The organism is Streptomyces sp. WZ-12 (genome assembly GCF_028898845.1).
Classification (GTDB): domain Bacteria; phylum Actinomycetota; class Actinomycetes; order Streptomycetales; family Streptomycetaceae; genus Streptomyces.
In genome coordinates, this window is the sequence record NZ_CP118574.1 from 7966263 (window position 1) to 7982649 (window position 16387).

Annotated in this window: 15 protein-coding genes; 4 read left to right on the top strand and 11 right to left on the bottom strand. The window is 71.6% G+C overall.

The features are described 5' to 3' along the window. Positions 1 to 73 precede the first annotated feature (73 nt). A complete protein-coding gene (locus PV796_RS34890; protein ID WP_274917738.1) occupies positions 74 to 577 on the bottom strand; it encodes a hypothetical protein in 504 nt (167 codons plus the stop codon). Positions 578 to 775: 198 nt separating this feature from the next. On the opposite strand from PV796_RS34890, the gene PV796_RS34895 reads away from it, so the two are divergent. Together PV796_RS34895 and PV796_RS34900 are read left to right on the top strand one after the other, a co-directional pair. Further along, positions 776 to 1588, top strand: a complete 813-nt coding sequence (locus PV796_RS34895) for an SDR family oxidoreductase (protein WP_274917739.1) — start codon at positions 776 to 778, stop codon at positions 1586 to 1588. Positions 1589 to 1598: 10 nt separating this feature from the next. After that, positions 1599 to 2102: a metallophosphoesterase family protein gene (locus tag PV796_RS34900; protein ID WP_274919354.1), complete on the top strand. Its 504-nt coding sequence runs from the start codon at positions 1599 to 1601 to the stop codon at positions 2100 to 2102. A 36-nt stretch (positions 2103 to 2138) separates the two neighbouring features. On the opposite strand, the gene PV796_RS34905 is transcribed toward PV796_RS34900, so the two are convergent. The 4 genes from PV796_RS34905 to PV796_RS34920 form a co-directional block, all read right to left on the bottom strand. Beyond that, on the bottom strand, positions 2139 to 2648 hold the full coding sequence (locus PV796_RS34905) for a mycothiol transferase (protein WP_274917740.1): 510 nt from the start codon (positions 2646 to 2648) through the stop codon (positions 2139 to 2141). A 180-nt stretch (positions 2649 to 2828) separates the two neighbouring features. Further along, entirely contained in the window at positions 2829 to 3299 is a 471-nt protein-coding gene (locus tag PV796_RS34910) for a hypothetical protein (protein ID WP_274917741.1), read from the bottom strand. A 200-nt stretch (positions 3300 to 3499) separates the two neighbouring features. Continuing rightward, complete coding sequence (locus PV796_RS34915; RefSeq protein ID WP_274917742.1) at positions 3500 to 4267, bottom strand: class I SAM-dependent methyltransferase; 768 nt, start codon at positions 4265 to 4267, stop codon at positions 3500 to 3502. A gap of 27 nt (positions 4268 to 4294) precedes the next feature. Beyond that, positions 4295 to 5089 carry a serine protease gene (locus PV796_RS34920; RefSeq protein WP_274917743.1) on the bottom strand — a complete coding sequence of 265 codons (795 nt, stop codon included), beginning with the start codon at positions 5087 to 5089 and terminating at the stop codon, positions 4295 to 4297. Positions 5090 to 5402: 313 nt separating this feature from the next. Between PV796_RS34920 and PV796_RS34925 the strand changes: the two genes are divergently transcribed. Next, complete coding sequence (locus PV796_RS34925) at positions 5403 to 7358, top strand: amino acid transporter (protein WP_274917744.1); 1956 nt, start codon at positions 5403 to 5405, stop codon at positions 7356 to 7358. 14 nt (positions 7359 to 7372) lie between these two features. On the opposite strand, the gene kdpB is transcribed toward PV796_RS34925, so the two are convergent. Further along, positions 7373 to 9619: a potassium-transporting ATPase subunit KdpB gene (gene kdpB, locus PV796_RS34930; protein WP_274917745.1), complete on the bottom strand. Its 2247-nt coding sequence runs from the start codon at positions 9617 to 9619 to the stop codon at positions 7373 to 7375. A gap of 356 nt (positions 9620 to 9975) precedes the next feature. Between kdpB and PV796_RS34935 the strand changes: the two genes are divergently transcribed. Continuing rightward, the gene (locus tag PV796_RS34935) at positions 9976 to 11838 is read left to right on the top strand and encodes a glycoside hydrolase family 15 protein (protein ID WP_274917746.1); all 1863 of its coding nucleotides are present in this window, start codon (positions 9976 to 9978) and stop codon (positions 11836 to 11838) included. A gap of 453 nt (positions 11839 to 12291) precedes the next feature. Here PV796_RS34935 and PV796_RS34940 read toward each other — a convergent pair whose 3' ends face one another. From PV796_RS34940 to PV796_RS34960, 5 genes are all read right to left on the bottom strand, one after another. Continuing rightward, a complete protein-coding gene (locus PV796_RS34940) occupies positions 12292 to 12975 on the bottom strand; it encodes a class I SAM-dependent methyltransferase (RefSeq protein ID WP_274917747.1) in 684 nt (227 codons plus the stop codon). Between the two features lie 233 nt (positions 12976 to 13208). Continuing rightward, positions 13209 to 13934, bottom strand: coding sequence for a hypothetical protein (locus tag PV796_RS34945; protein WP_274917748.1), 726 nt, complete (start codon positions 13932 to 13934; stop codon positions 13209 to 13211). 164 nt (positions 13935 to 14098) lie between these two features. Then, a complete protein-coding gene (locus PV796_RS34950; protein WP_274917749.1) occupies positions 14099 to 14644 on the bottom strand; it encodes a flavoprotein in 546 nt (181 codons plus the stop codon). Positions 14645 to 14748: 104 nt separating this feature from the next. Continuing rightward, a complete protein-coding gene (locus tag PV796_RS34955) occupies positions 14749 to 15207 on the bottom strand; it encodes an acyl-CoA thioesterase (RefSeq protein ID WP_274917750.1) in 459 nt (152 codons plus the stop codon). 182 nt (positions 15208 to 15389) lie between these two features. Continuing rightward, positions 15390 to 16328, bottom strand: a complete 939-nt coding sequence (locus tag PV796_RS34960; protein WP_274917751.1) for an alpha/beta fold hydrolase — start codon at positions 16326 to 16328, stop codon at positions 15390 to 15392. Between the last annotated feature and the right edge of the window lie 59 nt (positions 16329 to 16387).

Genomic DNA, 16387 nt, shown 5'->3' on the forward strand with positions numbered 1-16387 from the left:
CCCGTGGGCGTGCCGGTCCGGCCGGCACGCCCGCACGTCGGGCGGACCCCGAAGAGCGCCCCGCCCGCCGGCTTCAGCCGGCCAGCAGCTTGTAGAGCGCCATCGGCGTCACGTAACCCGGCCAGCGGCCGTCCGAGAAGAGCTGGACGCCGCCGTCTTGGTAGCACCTGTCCACGAGTTGGGAGCAGATCATGTGGTGGGTGCTGGCCACGTAGCGGCGCAGCCCCGGAACGGTCAGATGGATGCGGTGGGTTGCGATCGCCAGGTAGTCGAGGAAGCTGTAGGGCACGCCCACGTAGTGGTCGGCCGCCGCGCAGATCCGTTCGCGCTGCTGCTCGGTGAGGCGCTTCGGGCACACATAGCGGACGTCGGTGCCCTGGTATTCGCTGAGCGGCCGGATGCGGGCGCCGCCCGGCTCGGCCTCCAACAGCCGGTCCTCGGGCAGGACCAGGAAGGTGTGTTCGTAGTCGGCGAAGCCGTCTCCGTTGATCCACTGGCCGAAGCGGATCAACTGGCCGGTGGCGCCGGATATCTGGGTGAGCCCGATGTCCCCGGGCAGGGGATGGGTGTGCTTCATGAGCGGCTCCAAGGAGCGTGAGAAGCGGATGCACCAGGGTGATACCCGCTGCCGGGGCACCCGCACCGCCCGGCCGTCATCGCCCGCCAAGGTGCCTGCCACGCCCCTGCGGTGATGCTGCATCGGTTACCCGACGGGGTAAGCCTCCCGGGACCGGAACGGGGGAGACCCACCGACGACGAGGAGCACCACGCCATCATGCCCACCGGCAGCACCGACACCCCGACGCCCGCGGACCGCGCCACCGCCCCCACCGACGGCCGCCCCCTGGCCGGCACCGTCGCGCTGGTGACCGGCGCCTCCAGCGGCATCGGCGCCGCCACCGCGCGCGCCCTGGCGCGGGAGGGCTGTGCCCTCGCCCTCGTCGCCCGCCGCGCCGACCGCCTGGCCGAACTGGCCGCGGACATCGACGCACAGGACACCGCCCCGACCCTCACCCTGGCCGCCGACCTCACCGACGGTGCACAGGCCGCGCAGGCGGTCCACCGCACCGTGGAGCACTTCGGCCGCCTGGACGTGCTGGTGAACAACGCCGGCTACGGCGCCCGCGGCGCGGTGCTCGACAGCGACCCCGAGGAGTGGGACCGGATGGTCGACCTCAACCTCAAGGCCGTGCTGCGGATGTCGCACGCCGCGCTCCCGCACCTGCTCCGGGCCGTTGCGTCGGCGCCGCGCGGCACCGCCGACCTGGTGAACGTCAGCTCGGTCGCCGGGCGGGTGCCGCGCAAGGACAACAGCGTCTACTCCGCCACCAAGCACGCGGTGTGCAGCTTCAGCGAGGCCCTGCGCCAGGAGGTGACCGGCCGCGGCGTGCGCGTCGGACTGGTCGAACCGGGCATGACCACCACCGAGATGCCCCTCGGCGGGCAGGCGGCGGCCGCCCACGGCCTGCCGCGCGACACCTGGCTGGACGCCGAGGACATCGCCCGCGCCATCGCCTTCATGGTCACCCAGCCGGCCCGGGTCGCCATCAACGAGATCATGGTCCGCCCCACCTCCCAGGAGCGTTGACCCGGTGCCGCTGCACCTGCTTCTCACCTCGGACACCCATGTGCCCCGGCGCGCCAAGGCCGTTCCGCCGCACCTGCTCGACGCGGTGGCGCGCGCCGACGTCGTGGTGCACGCCGGTGACTGGACCGACGTCGCCACCGTGGACCTGCTCCGGGCCCGCGCCCGCCGTCTGGTCGCGGTGTACGGCAACAACGACGGCCCGGCCGTGCGGGCCCGCCTGCCGGAGGTGGCCCGCGCCGAACTGGACGGGCTGCGGCTGGGCGTGGTGCACGAGACCGGCCCCGCCCGGGGCCGGGAGCGCCGCTGCGCCGACCGCTTCCCGGACCTCGACGTGCTGGTCTTCGGGCACAGCCACATCCCCTGGGACAGCACGGCGGACACCGGCCTGCGGCTGCTCAACCCCGGTTCGCCGACGGACCGTCGACGCCAGCCGCACTGCACCTACCTGACCGCGCTGGTCGCCGACGGCCGGCTGACCGACGTGGTGCTGCACCGCCTGCCGCCCCGGCAGTGACCGGACCCGGACCGCGGGGTCGCCCGCGGTCCGGGCTCACCTCCCCAACAGCCCCCGCACATAGGCCGCCTGACCGGCGTGTTGGAGATCGTCCGCGAGCACGCTCACCAGTCGGACACCCAGGGTGACCGGTGGGGTCCAGCCCCGGTCGACGATCCGGTCGAGGTCCTTCACCGCGAGCCGGCGCAGGAAGCGCACCGTGCCGTCGTGCACCGCCGCGTGATAGCCCGTCAGCAGTTCGGCGGTCAGCCCCCGCACCTTCGCCACGTCCCGGCTGGAGTGCCCGTAGCCGATGTCGTCCTCGGCGAACGGCAGCCCGAACGCCGGGCACCACTCGTCGGCGGTCCAGAGCTGCTCGGTGCCGGCGGCCCCCGCGACGTGGTCGTCCTGCACCCGCGTGAGGTGCCAGACCAGCCAGGCGATGGAGTTGCCCCGCCCGTCGGGACGGCTGCCGAGCTCCTCGGGCCCCAGCCCGTCGACCACCTCCTCGACGACCTCGCGGATCCGACCGAAGGCGTCGGCGAGCAGAGCGGTGCTGGCGGACATGGCGGCTCCGTACGGTGGGGGACGGCCGGGACGAGGCGGCCCATCGTCGCAAGCCGGTGCGGGGGCCGGCGCGCGGCGCACCCACGTCCGGGGACCGGTCCGCCGCATGGCGGAGGCGTCTTCGCCCCGGCCGGTGCGGGCGCCGGGACCGCGGTCCGCGCCGCGCGGCCAGGCAGCGCGTCAGGACCGCGTGGACCACACCGCGAGGGTGTCCAGCAGTGCCTGGACCGGCCGCAGGGAGCGGTCACCGGGGCCGACGACGGCGAGGATGCGGGGGAGCGGCTCCACCACGCGGACCAGGCGCCCGGCCCGGAGGTACGGATTGGGGTCGCGCAGCGCGGCCTCCAACGCGGGCCGGGTCCAGTACGTCCGGGCCAGGCCCAACGCCCAGCGGTGCTCGTCCTCGTAGGGCAGCCACCGGCCGGCGGCGTAGGCGTCCGCGAGATCGTGGGCCTGGCGGGACATCGCCTGCCAGCTGAAGTCCTCCTCGATCAGCTCGCGACGCCGGCGGCCCGGACGGTCCTCGCGGCACGGCGCGCACAGCCGCACCTGCCGCTGCGGGCCGTCCGGTGGCCGCACCGCAACGGGGGGCGCGCCGGCGGCGGGACGTCGGTAATGGCACAGGTCACAGGTGACCGCACCGGTGGTCACGGGGTCCGGATAGGGAATCACGAAGGGCTCAACGACACAGACGTGACCGGGTGGCGTGGTTCATGGATGGCGAACGCCGGCAACGGCGGGGCGTCGTGGTGCGGCATGCGAACGAGCCTACCCAGCACGGGAGTTGGCGAACGTTGCGGCACGCAACGGTCACAAATGGGCCTGCGGACGTCGGGTTCGTCCCGGATCGTTCAGCCCGCCGACGCATCCAGGCGCGTCGCGACCATCAGCCGCCCGCGGGGGCTGCCGTCCGCGCGCCGCCCCAACTCAGGCAACGCCCGCCACTCCACCGCGAACCCGGCCCGCGCCAGCTCCGCCCGCACCTGCGAGAGCCGGAAGCCGCGGTAGTACATCACGAACTGCGGCCGCCACAGGGCATTGCGCACCCGCATCGCCGCGTCGAAACCCAACAGCGCCCAGTACGCCGGCGACCCCGGCCGGGTCGGTGCCATCACCGGGAACACGAACCGCCCACCGGGTCGCAACACCCCGGCCACCTGCCCGAACAGCCCCGGCCGCTCGCGCGGCAGGAAGTGCCCGAACGCCCCGAAGCTCACCACGACATCGAAGACCGGCCCGAACGGCAGTGCCCGGGCATCGGCCCGCACCCAGTCCCACCGCGGCCCGCCCCCACCGACCGCGTCCGCCGCCCGCCCGTCCTCCGGCCCACGGGCCCGCCCTACCGCCAACATCCCCGCACTGACGTCGACGCCGGTCACCCGCTTCCGGCACACCTGCGCCAGCACCGCCATGCCCGCGCCCGTGCCGCAGCACAGGTCCAGCCCGTTGGCGAACGGCCCCAACCCCTGCAACTCCCTTAGCACCGGCCGCAACACCGCATCCGGCGTCCGGAACGGCGTGCGGTCGAACTTCGGGGCGAGCAGGTCGTAGCCCCGCTCCACCGACGACAGCGCCTGCACGGCGAGCTCACGCAACGTGGGACCCTCGGGAGCGAACATCGCGTCAGCATAGGCGCCCAGCCCGCGCTAGGAGCCCGCGATATAGGCGTGGATCGCCGGATCGCTGACCTTGGTGTAGACCCCCGGATGCCCCACCGCGGCACACCCCGTCCCCCAGGACGCGATCCCCGCCAAGCGCCCGTCCACCACCAACGGCCCGCCGCTGTCCCCTTGGCACGCGTCCTTGCGGCCCGCGGCATAGCCGTAGCAGGTCATCCGCGGCGTGATCGCGGACGGCCCGTAGGCCCCCTTGCAGTACGCGTCGGACAGCTTGGGCACATCGACCCGCCGCAGGTGCTCGGGCAGTGCGCCGCCGTCCCGCGTGGCGCCCCAGCCGGTGACGGTCGCCGGGGTGCCCTCGGCGGGCTCCTTGCCCTCCGTGGCCAACGGGATGGCCCGGACCTCGTTCCCGAGCGTCAGCGGCGACGCCAACTCCAGCACCGCCACGTCGTAGTCGATCGTCGCGGCGTCGAACTTCGGATGCCGGAGCACCCGCGCGACCCGCGCCACCTGCCCGCCGGTATCCCGCACGCTGCTGCCCGCCCGGACGCTCAGCGAGTCCGCCGGCATCCCCGACGCGCAGTGCGCCGCCGTCACCACCGCATCGGCGCGGATGAGCGAACCGCCGCAGACGTGGCCGCCGTGGGTGCGCACCGACACCTGCCAGGGCGCGTCCCGCACGTCGGCGTTCCTACCGCCGACGATGCGGGTCTCCAGCGCCGCCCGCCCCGCCACCGTCGCGGTCGCCGGCGGCACCCCGATCAGCACCGCCCCCAACACCGCGAACGCCGCCGCCCCGCCCCGCAGCCATGACCGTGCCATTCCGCCTCCCGAATCCGGATCGGCCAGGACCCCTCCCTCCAGTGATCCTCAGGCACCTCCCGTCGCAGCGGGGCGAAGAGGCCGCGCTTTCCACCGAATTGGTGGTCTTGGGCCGGGCGGCGTTTGAACACCCCCCACGCCTCCAACGGGACGCCGCACCAACGCCGTTGAACCCCGGCCAACTCATCCGTCACCGCCGAGACACGACCCCCGCCAGTCTCCGAACGCCACGGCCCGGCCCCCGAGAATGCGTACGCTGAACCCGCCGCCGTAACGATGGCCGGATCCTTTCGGTGTACGACAGGAGCACACGATGGCCGCCTCCGTCCCTGCCGGTGCCACGACCACTGCGCGGCAACGCCTGCGCGCCTGGATGCTCCAGGGCCTCGCCGACATCGGCGCCGCGCACCGCGCCCCCGCCGAACCCGCCCACCGGGGCCAGCGCTGGTGGCGCGTGATGTGCCTGACCGGCGTCGACTACTTCTCCACCCTCGGCTACCAGCCGGGCATCGCCGCCCTCGCCGCCGGCCTCCTCTCGCCCATCGCCACCCTCGTCCTGGTCGCCGTCACCCTCGCCGGCGCGCTCCCCGTCTACCGCCGGGTCGCCACCGAAAGCCCCCACGGCCAGGGCTCCATCGCCATGCTCGAACGCCTGCTGTCCTTCTGGAAGGGCAAGCTGTTCGTCCTCACCCTGCTGGGCTTCGCCGCCACCGACTTCCTCATCACCATCACCCTGTCCGCCGCCGACGCCGCCACCCACCTCGTCGAGAACCCCCACGTCCACAGCGCCCTGCAAGGCCGCCAGATGATCGTCACGCTGGTCCTCATCGCCCTGCTCGGCGCGGTCTTCCTCAAGGGGTTCCTGGAGGCGATCGGTGTGGCCGTCGTCCTCGTCGGCATCTACCTCGTGCTCAACGCCGTCGTCGCGGTCACCGGTGTCTGGCACGTCGTCACCGCCGAGCACGTCATCACCGACTGGACCCATCTGCTGACCGTCCAGCACGGCAGCATTCCGGCCATGATCGCGGTGGCCCTCCTGGTCTTCCCCAAACTCGCCCTCGGCCTCTCCGGGTTCGAGACCGGCGTCGCCGTCATGCCGCACATCGAGGGCGACCCCGACGACACCGAGGCCCGCCCCACCGGACGGATCCGGGGCGCCAAGAAGCTGCTGACCACCGCCGCCGTCATCATGAGCATCTTCCTCATCATCACCAGCTTCGTCACCACCCTCCTCATCCCCGCCCCCGCCTTCCGCCCCGGCGGACCGGCCAACGGCCGCGCCCTGGCCTACCTGGCGCACGTCTACCTCGGCCCCGCCTTCGGCACCGTCTACGACGTCTCCACCATCGCCATCCTCTGGTTCGCCGGCGCCTCCGCCATGGCCGGACTGCTCAACCTGATGCCGCAGTACCTCCCGCGCTACGGCATGGCACCCCACTGGGCCCGCGCCGTCCGCCCGATGGTGCTGATCTTCACCGCCGTCGCCTTCCTGGTCACCTGGCTCTTCGACGCTGATGTCGACGCCCAGGGCGGCGCCTACGCCACCGGCGTCCTCGTCCTCATCAGCTCCGCCGCGATCGCCGTCACCATCGCCGCCCACCGCGCTCAACAGAACCGTTGGACCATCGGATTCGCCGTGATCTCCGTGGTGTTCCTCTACACCACCATCACCAACGTGATCGAACGGCCCGACGGCGTGAAGATCGGCGCCTGCTTCATCGCCGGCATCATCCTGCTCTCCTTCACCTCACGCCTCGCCCGCGCCTTCGAACTCCGCGTCACCGCCGTCCTCCTGGACGACACCGCCCAACGCTTCGTCCGCGACATCGCCCAACGCCGCATCCGCCTCATCGCCAACGAACCCCACCGCGGCGACCTCACCGAATACCGCAACAAGGCCCAACAGATCCGCGCCGACAACGACATCCCCGCCGAAGACGACCTGATCTTCGTCGAGGTCACCATCCGCGACCCCTCCGAATTCGAGAGCGAACTCCACGTCAACGGCCATGTCGTGCACGACCGTTACCGCGTCCTCAGCCTGGAGAGCGCCGCCGTCTCCAACGCCCTCGCCGCCCTCCTCCTGCACATCCGCGACACCACCGGACGGCGCCCGCACATCTACTTCGAATGGACCGAGGGCAACCCTCTCGCCCAATTCCTGCGCTTCTTCCTCTTCGGCCAGGGCGAGGTCGCCCCCGTCACCCGGGAAGTGCTCCGCGAGGCCGAACCGGACCGCAGCCGACGCCCCCGCGTCCACGTCGGCTGACCCGGCCCGGTGCCTCAACCCAGCCCCGGAATCCCCGAGATCACCAGATCGATCAGCTTGATCCCGAGGAACGGCGCCACCAGACCGCCCAGACCGAAGAACGCCAGGTTCCGCCGCAGCAAGTCGTGCGCGGACGCCGGCCGATACCGCACCCCGCGCAGCGCCAGCGGAATCAGCGCCACGATCACCAGCGCGTTGAAGATGATCGCCGACGTGATCGCCGACGTCGGACTGTGCAACTCCATCACGTTCAACGTCGACAACCCCGGATACACCCCCGCGAACATCGCCGGAATGATCGCGAAGTACTTCGCCACATCATTGGTGATCGAGAACGTCGTCAACGCCCCGCGCGTGATGAGCAGTTGCTTGCCCACCTCCACGATCTCTATCAGCTTCGTCGGGTTGGAGTCGAGATCCACCATGTTCCCGGCCTCCTTCGCGGCGGAGGTGCCGGTGTTCATCGCCACCCCGACGTCCGCCTGTGCCAACGCCGGCGCGTCGTTCGTCCCGTCACCGGTCATCGCCACCAGCCGCCCGCCCGCCTGCTCCCGGACGATCAACCCCAGCTTCTCCTCCGGAGTGGCCTCCGCCAGATAGTCATCCACCCCCGCCTCCTGCGCGATCGCCCGCGCCGTCAACGGATTGTCACCGGTGACCATCACCGTCCGGATGCCCATCCGCCGCAACTCGGAGAACCGCTCCCGAATGCCCTCCTTGACCACGTCCTTCAAGTGCACCACCCCCAACACCCGCGGCCCCCGCCGGTCCTCCATCGCCACCAGCAACGGCGTCCCCCCGGCGGCACTGATCGCATCGCTGAACAACCGCGCCTCCGCGGGCACTTCACCCCCCAACTGCCCCATCCACTCGATGATCTGCGCGGACGCCCCCTTGCGGATCACCACCTCGCCCGGATACCGGCCAGCCGACCCGCTCCCGCCCGCCGCTTCCGAACCGTCCGCCCAGCGCAGATCCACCCCACTCATCCGCGTCCGCGCACTGAACGCCACATACCGGACGAACGCCAGCTCCCCCTCCGTCGGCGCCTCCAACCCGTACTTCTCCCGCGCCAGCGCCACCACCGAACGCCCCTCCGGCGTCTCGTCCGCCAACGACGACAACTGCGCGGCATCCGCGAGCGCCAGCTCATCAGCGCCCGGCATCGGCACGAACGCCACCGCCTCCCGGTGACCCAGTGTGATCGTCCCGGTCTTGTCGAGCAACAGGGTGTTGATATCCCCCGCTGCCTCCACCGCACGACCCGACATCGCCACCACGTTCCGCTGCACCAACCGGTCCATCCCCGCGATGCCGATCGCCGACAACAACGCCCCGATCGTCGTCGGAATCAACGTGACCAGCAGCGCCACCAACACCGCCGTCTGCTGCGCCGCCCCCGCATACGACGCCATCGGCTGCAGCGTCACCACCACCAGGATGAACACGATGGTCAGCGCGGCCAACAGGATGTGCAGCGCGATCTCGTTCGGCGTCCGCTGCCGCGCCGCACCCTCCACCAGCGCGATCATCCGGTCCAGGAACGAATGCCCGGACCGCGAGGTCACCCGCACCACGATCCGGTCCGACAACACCGTCGTACCGCCCGTCACCCCGGACCGGTCACCCCCCGCCGCCCGCAACACCGGCGCCGACTCCCCGGTCACCGCCGACTCGTCGACGCTGGCCACCCCGTCGACCACCTCACCGTCCGCCGGCACCGCCTCGCCCGCCTCGATCACCACGAAGTCGAACGGCCGCAGATCCGACGCCGGCACCGCCTCGGTGACCGCACTCTCCAGATGCACCCCCACCCGCCAGTTGTCCCGCAACCGCCGCGCCATGAGATCCGTCCGGGCCCGGCGCAGCGACGCCGCCTGCGCCCGACCCCGCCCCTCGGCGACCGCCTCCGCGAGCTGCGCGAACACCACCGTCAGCCACAGCCACCCGCTGATCACCCAGCTGAACACCGACGGATACAACACCGCGGACAAGGTCGTCAGCAGCGAACCACAGGCCACCACGAACAACACGGGGTTCCTGGCCAGTGCCCGCGGATGCAGCTTCCGCATCGCCTCCGGGAACGCCGTCAGCAACACCCGCGGATCGAACAACCCGGCCGACGCCCGTCGCCGCCGACCTCGATGGTGACCACCCGATCCACCTCCCGACGCACCAGGGCCACGCACGGGGACGTCCCCCGCAGCGTGCTCCGGAGCCTTCGGCGAGGGGGCGGGGACGCGGGACGGGGCAGCAGGCATGCGCGCAGGCTTTCTGGAGCGACGGATACGAAAGAAGGAGCCAGGAGACGCCCGTCCCGGTACCCAGGCGCACACAGCCAGGGCGCGCAGGTTCGACAGCATCGGCATGGGGTCCACGGACCGCCGCCGACCTGCGCGTCCGCCGTCCACGGCCGTCTCCCGGCCGGCACCGAATCTAGGCCCTCGCCCACTCGTACTGTCCTGGCCAGCAACGGAATTTGCGGCTCTCTTACGTCGTGGCCATGGCTCCGCACCGCCCACGGACCTGCGGCGGCCGTGGACGGGCCACGCCGACCCGCCCGGAGGTAGCCTGAATCCACTGCTCCTGCTCGTTCCCCCAGCGCAGGGGAGGTCAGATGACGACGCCCACGGGGCTCCTGACGACACCCACCACGAGCCTCCGCCCCAGCAGGGCCGACGCCCCGCGCTATGTCCCCATCGCCGAACACGGCCTGATCGGCGACATGCGCACCGCCGCCCTCGTCGGCACCAACGGCACCATCGACTGGTACTGCTGCACCCGCTTCGACGCACCCAGCGTCTTCGCCGCGCTCCTCGACGCCGACCGCGGCGGGGCCTTCGCCCTCGCCCCCGACGTACCGGCCCGCACCAAGCAGTTCTACTTCCCCGACACCAACATCCTCATCACCCGCTTCTTCGCGGACAACGGCGTCGCCGAAGTACAGGACTTCATGCCCATCGTCGGCGACTCCCGCGAGGCCGACCGGCACCGGCTGATCCGACGCGTGCTCTGCGTCCGCGGCTCCCTCCCGTTCCACGTCCGCGTGGCGCCCCGCTTCGACTACGGGCGGCAGACGCACACCGTCAGCAGCCACCACCAGGGCGTGACCGTCTTCGACTCACCGGAACTCTCCCTCGCGCTCACCTCCAGCGTCCCCGTCGAGGTCGACGGATCGGATGCCCACGCCTCGTTCACCCTCGCCGAGGGAGAGGCCGCCGTCTTCGCGCTCGACCGGATCGGCGACGGCGTCGAACCCCGGTTCTGCGCCGTCCGGGAGGCCGAGCAACTCTTCGGCGCCACCGTGCGCTACTGGCGCGGCTGGCTCGCCCACTCCCGCTACCGCGGACGCTGGCGGGAAATGGTGCACCGCTCCGCCCTCACCCTCAAGCTCCTCACCTACGCACCGACCGGCGCCATCGTCGCCGCCCCCACCACCAGCCTGCCCGAACAGATCGGCGGCGAGCGCAACTGGGACTACCGCTACGCCTGGGTCCGGGACGCCGCCTTCTGCATCTACGCCCTGCTCCGCCTCGGCTTCACCGACGAAGCGGAGTCGTTCGTGCACTTCCTCTCCTCGAAGATCTGCCTGAAGGACTGCGCCCACGGCCCGCTCCAGATCATGTACGGCATCGACGGCCGCAGCGATCTCCCCGAACTGGAACTCCCGCACCTGGAAGGCCACTTGGGATCCGCCCCGGTCCGCATCGGCAACAACGCCGTCAACCAGCTCCAACTCGACATCTACGGCGCCCTGATCGACTCCCTCTACCTCTACGACAAGTGGGGCCAGCCGCTCTCCAGCGACCACTGGGACACCGTCTGCAACCTCGTCAACTGGGTGTGTGACAACTGGGACCAGCCGGACGAGGGGATCTGGGAGACCCGCGGCAAGATCCAGAACTTCCTCTACTCGCAGTTGATGTGCTGGGTGGCCATCGAACGGGCCATGCGCATCGCCCGCCACCGCGGCCTGCCCGCCGACATGATCCGCTGGGGGCAGGAACGCGACGCCATCTACCGGCGCATCATGCAGCGCGGTTGGTCCACCGAACGCCGGGCGTTCGTCCAACACGAAGGCGCCGACGTCCTGGACGCCGCCGTCCTGATGATGCCGCTCGCCAAGTTCATCTCGCCGACCGACCCGAAGTGGCTCTCCACCCTGGACGCCCTCGGCGACGAACTCGTCTCCGACTCCCTGGTCTACCGCTACGACCCCAGGAACAGTCCCGACGGGCTCCGCGGCGAGGAAGGCACCTTCTCCATCTGCTCGTTCTGGTACGTCGAGGCCCTCTCGCGCGCCGGCCGGATCGACGAGGCCCGCCTCGCCTTCGAGAAGATGCTCACCTACGCCAACCACCTCGGCCTCTACGCCGAAGAAATCGGCCAAACCGGCGAACAGATCGGCAACTTCCCCCAAGCCTTTACCCACTTGGCCCTGATCAGCGCAGCCTTCAACCTGGACCGAGCACTGGGGTGAGGCCGGCGAGGGGCTTGGGGCCGGGGCGTTGGGGCGTGAGCCTTCCGCTGACCGCTGACCGCTGACCGCTGACCGCTGACCGCTGACCGCTGACCGCTGACCGCTGACCGCTGACCGCTGACCGCTGACCGCTGACCGCTGACCGCTGACCCCGACTGCTGACCGCTGGGCCTGCCTCTGGGGCTTCCCCCTCCCGCCCCCGCCCCACCCCTCCGCCTCAGGTCACCCCTATGCCACCCCCTGCGTCGAGCCCCCGAGTCAAGCACCGCGTCGAGCGCCCGCGTCGAGGCTCCGTTCCGAGGGCCCGCAATCAACCCCTGCATCGAGCACGCCGAGGTCGATCGCGTCCCGTTGCCCGGTCTGCCCCCGCCGCTGTTTCAGGGTGCTGAGGCCGGCCAGGCAGTCGGCTTGCGTCCCTGGCCGGCCAGGTAGGGCGGAGGGGGACAAGGCCAACTACCCATCTGCCGCTCCCTGTTGGGGCAGCGTTCGTCGGTCGGGGGCGTCGCTTGGGCGTGCGGTCCCGATGATCGAGGGGGATGCCGGATACGCCTTGCTGTCGGGGCGGAACTCGAACCGCCGCACGGTCTCGATCGTGAAACCCGCCCTCCGGATGGCGGTTTCCGTGTCCCGTGTGACGTTGCATCCCCCTCCGACCAGCCGCCACAGCGGGTTGAGCATCCGCTGCCGGCGGTAGACGCGAGGGTCTTGTGCCCGGACGTGCTCGTAGAAGCGCAGTTCACCGGTCGGTTTCAGGACCCGCAGGACCTCGCCGAGCGCGGCGGGGACGTCCGCGATGGTGCACAGGACGAGTGAGGCCACCGCCACGTCGACGCTCGCCTCGTCGAGTGGCAGTCGCTCCGCCCGACCCGGCAGCACCTCGATGGGTATCCGCGCCGTGGCCGCGGCCCGCGCGGCGAGGCTCCGCAGTCTGGGCTCGGGCTCCACCGCGAAGACCCGCTCCACCTCCGCCGGATAGTGCCGGAAGTTGGATCCGATCCCCGCACCGATCTCGACCGCTCTGCCCCGGGCGCCCGCGAGCAACTCCCGTCGGTGTTCGAGCGAACCGTGGGCGTCCGCATAGGCGCTGATGCGTGGATAGAGCCGTGCGAAGAGTGGGTGTGACACCTTGTCCGACATGCTGCGCTCCCCGTGATCGTGTGCCCGGTGTGCGAGGACGACCTCGCTGTCTTGCCGTTATCGCCTCCTCAACAATCCCTGCTGGCTGGCGTTCTGAGGACATTGCACCAGTCGGTGGCGTGGCCGGGCATCGGAGCGTGGGTGGAAAGGTGGACTCCCACCGTGGGTTGACCGGTGGAGGAGCGCCAACTCTTGGTATGGGGTAGCGGTGAGCGGCGCTCCGGAGTGTGCCGTCAGGCGTCGCCGGGCAGCAGGTGTTGGTTGACCTGGCGGAAGGCCCAGGAACCCTTGGTGTGGGTGAAGACCCACACCAGGTCGAAGCGGTCGGGCCACTTGTGCGGGACGCCGGTGTCCGAGGCGCCGAGCGCGTCGACGATGTCGGGGATGCGGCTGTGCTCCCAGCAGATCAGGACCGGGCCGGTGGCGGCGAGGGCGGCCTTCGCGAGGTTGCTCTCCTCGGACTCCGCGTAGTCCAGGTCGACTTTGAGGCCCATGTGGTGGGCGAGCGGGGTGACGGTCTGTCGCATCCGGTGGGCGCCGGCGTTCGGGCCCTGGTCGGTGGCCGCGTAGAGGGTCCGCGGGCGCTGGAGGCCGGCCGGGAGGGGCTTCCCCGCCGGGGGGTCGAAGAGCTTGGGCAGCCCGTTGGCCCGGTCCCAGCCGCGTTGGGTGAGCGACTTGTGGTCCTCGTGACCGTGCTCGTCGATGCCGGGGTGATGCTTGTCGGGCTTCTCGCCGTGCCGAATGATCATGATGACGGTGGAGTCCCCGGGCGCGGTCTTCCCGGGGCCGTGCGGATTGATGGCGGCTGCGGCCTCCTTGTGGCCGCCGCAGGCCGTGAGGATCGCCGGGGCCGCTGCGGCCAGTCCGGCCAGTACCCACCTACGGCTCGGTGCCGGGCGGTCCGGTGCGGCAGTTGGGGGAGTGGGGGAAGTGTCGGCTGTTGTCCGGCGATGCGGCATGTGCGCAGTCTCCTTCGTGCAGCGGAAGGGTGGGGGGTCGTGCTGCGGCAGTAGAGCACGCTTCCCTGAGGATGCCCGCCCGGTTGGTGGCGTCAAGGTGCAGACGGGCGGGGAGGGGGGGCGGCAGGGCGGGCGAAGCGGGACACGTCGGGTGCGGGGGTGCGCTAGGTGGGCAGCGCGTCCACGGCGGCTTGCCAGGGATAGGCGTCGGGATTCCCCGCCTTCGGCGGGTGCGGTGTGAAGCCGCCGTCCCCGAGCAGCACCGTGATGCCGGCGCCCCTCAGGGTGGCGACGCTGCGGGCGGTGGCCGGGTGCGCGTGCTGGGCGGCGTTCCAACAGGGCAGCGCCACCGTCGGGATGCGCAGCCCGATCGCCTCCGTCAACAGACCGAGCGCCAACGTGTCGGAGATCCCGGCGGCCCACTTGTTGAGGGTGTTGCAGGTGAGCGGGGCGGCCAACAGGGCGTCCGGCGGCGGCAGTACGTCCGGCTGGCTCGGCAGCTTGTACTGGTGGCGGACCGGGTGCCCGGTGAGGTCGGCGAGGGCCTCGATCGCGCCGTCGGCGTCCTCGGTCGCCCACCGGTACGCGGCGGGCGTCAGCACCGCGCAGACGTCCCAGCCGGCACCCTGGGCGGCGCGGACGGGCACGTCGATGTGGCGGGCCGGCGCGGCGGCGCAGGCGATCACGTACAGGGTGCGGGTCGTCGTCACCAGAGCAGTCCACAGCGCCCGGTGGCTGCCCGCAAGGGTGCGTCGGCGACGGGGCGGCACGGCCGCCACGTGCCGGTGCGATCCCGCGGAGGTGGTGCCCTCCGTCAGATGCTCAGCTTCGTTGCCGGCCAATCCTGGAGCGCGGTGCGGACGTCGTCGGGGAGGGGGACGGCCCGGTGGGAGTCGAGGGAGGTGCACACCAGGACGGCCTTGATCCGCGCCCGAACGTCCGTGGGGTCCGGGCCCGTGCCGACCAGCAGGAGGTGGCACGAGCTCTTGCCGGTCCGCTCCACGGACAGGGTGAAGCGCAGGGTGTCGCCCAGGGTGCTCGGCGCCAGGAAGTCGCATTCGACGCGGGCGGTCGGCATGCCGATGCGTCGCTCCAGGAGGAGTTCGGGGTAGTCGACGGTCAGGCCGGCCTCGAACCATTCCTGGACGATCTCGTTGAGGAAGACCAGGTACTGCGCGAAGAAGACGACTCCGGCGGGGTCGCAGTGGTGGAAGTAGACCTTCTTCTCGCGGGTGAACTGCCGTGGTGCACCGTCGGCCGGCGTGCTCTGCACGATCGTGACCCACCTCTCCCGGTTGCCCGTCGGCCGTCCGACGGTTCGACCCCGCCCCCAACGTCGGTGGTCCCGTCTGCCCCGTCAAACGGCGCTGCTGCGTCCGGCGCAACCACCGTCCCCGGAGCCCTACTGGCGGTGGGCGCCGACCAGTTGGGGCGGCAGCTCGTGGGCGCTGGGCGTCAGCCGTCGGCGAGTTGGCGTACGTGGTGGGCGATGTCGTGCCACACGTGTTCCGGCAACTCGTGGCCCGTTTCGGGGAGTGGGACGAAGCGGGCACCCGGTATGCGGGCGGCGACGGCACGGCCCGCCGACGGCTTGATGAGGGGATCGTCCAGGCCGTGCAGGACGAGGGTCGGTGCGGTGATGCGGTCGATGGTCGGGCCGTGCCACTGGGCGCCGATCTGGCGGCTCTGGCTGCGGGCGTCGTGGATGCCGGGGTCGGGGGCATCGGCGAGTCGGGCCCGGACGGCCGGCTCGTCGAAGGGGCGGGCGGGGGAGCCGAGGAGGCGGGTGAGTGCCACGCCGGCCTCGATGTGGCCACCGGGGGTGCTGGGGTACCGCATGCGGCTGAGCCTGGCGAGGGTGCGGAGCCGGACGTGGCGCAGGGTGGCCAGGCCGGCGGTGTCCCCGGGGACGGCCGATACGGAGGTCAGCGTGCGGACGCGTCGGGGATGGCGCAGCGCGATGCGTTGGGCGACCGCGCCGCCGAGCGACATGCCGAAGAGGTGCGCGGAGTCCCAGCCCAGCGCGTCCAGCACGGCGACGGCGTCGTCGGTCATGTCCTCGGCGGTGTAGGCGTCGCCGCGCCTGCGGAGCAGGGAGGAGAGGGGGTTGGTGGTGGCGGTGGGCGGTAGGTGGGTGGACTCGCCCCCGTCCCGTTGGTCGTACCGGGCGAGGTCGAAGCCCCGGGCGGACAGGACCTCGGCCAGGCCGGTGGGGAACCACCGCCTGGAGGCGCCCAGTCCGGTCACCAGGAGCAGCGGCTCCCCTTCAGGGCGGCGGGGCGTCAACTGGTCGTAAGCCAGGCGGACTTCCCCGTTGGTGGCCCACCGGGTCGCGCCCCAGGTGGTCGAGCCCGGGCCCTCCCCGCCCTCCTGGAGGGCCCCTTCGTTCCGCATTGCGTCGTCTCGTTTCCCGTTCATGGCGGTATGCGGTCCTTCCGTCCGGTGCCGCTGTG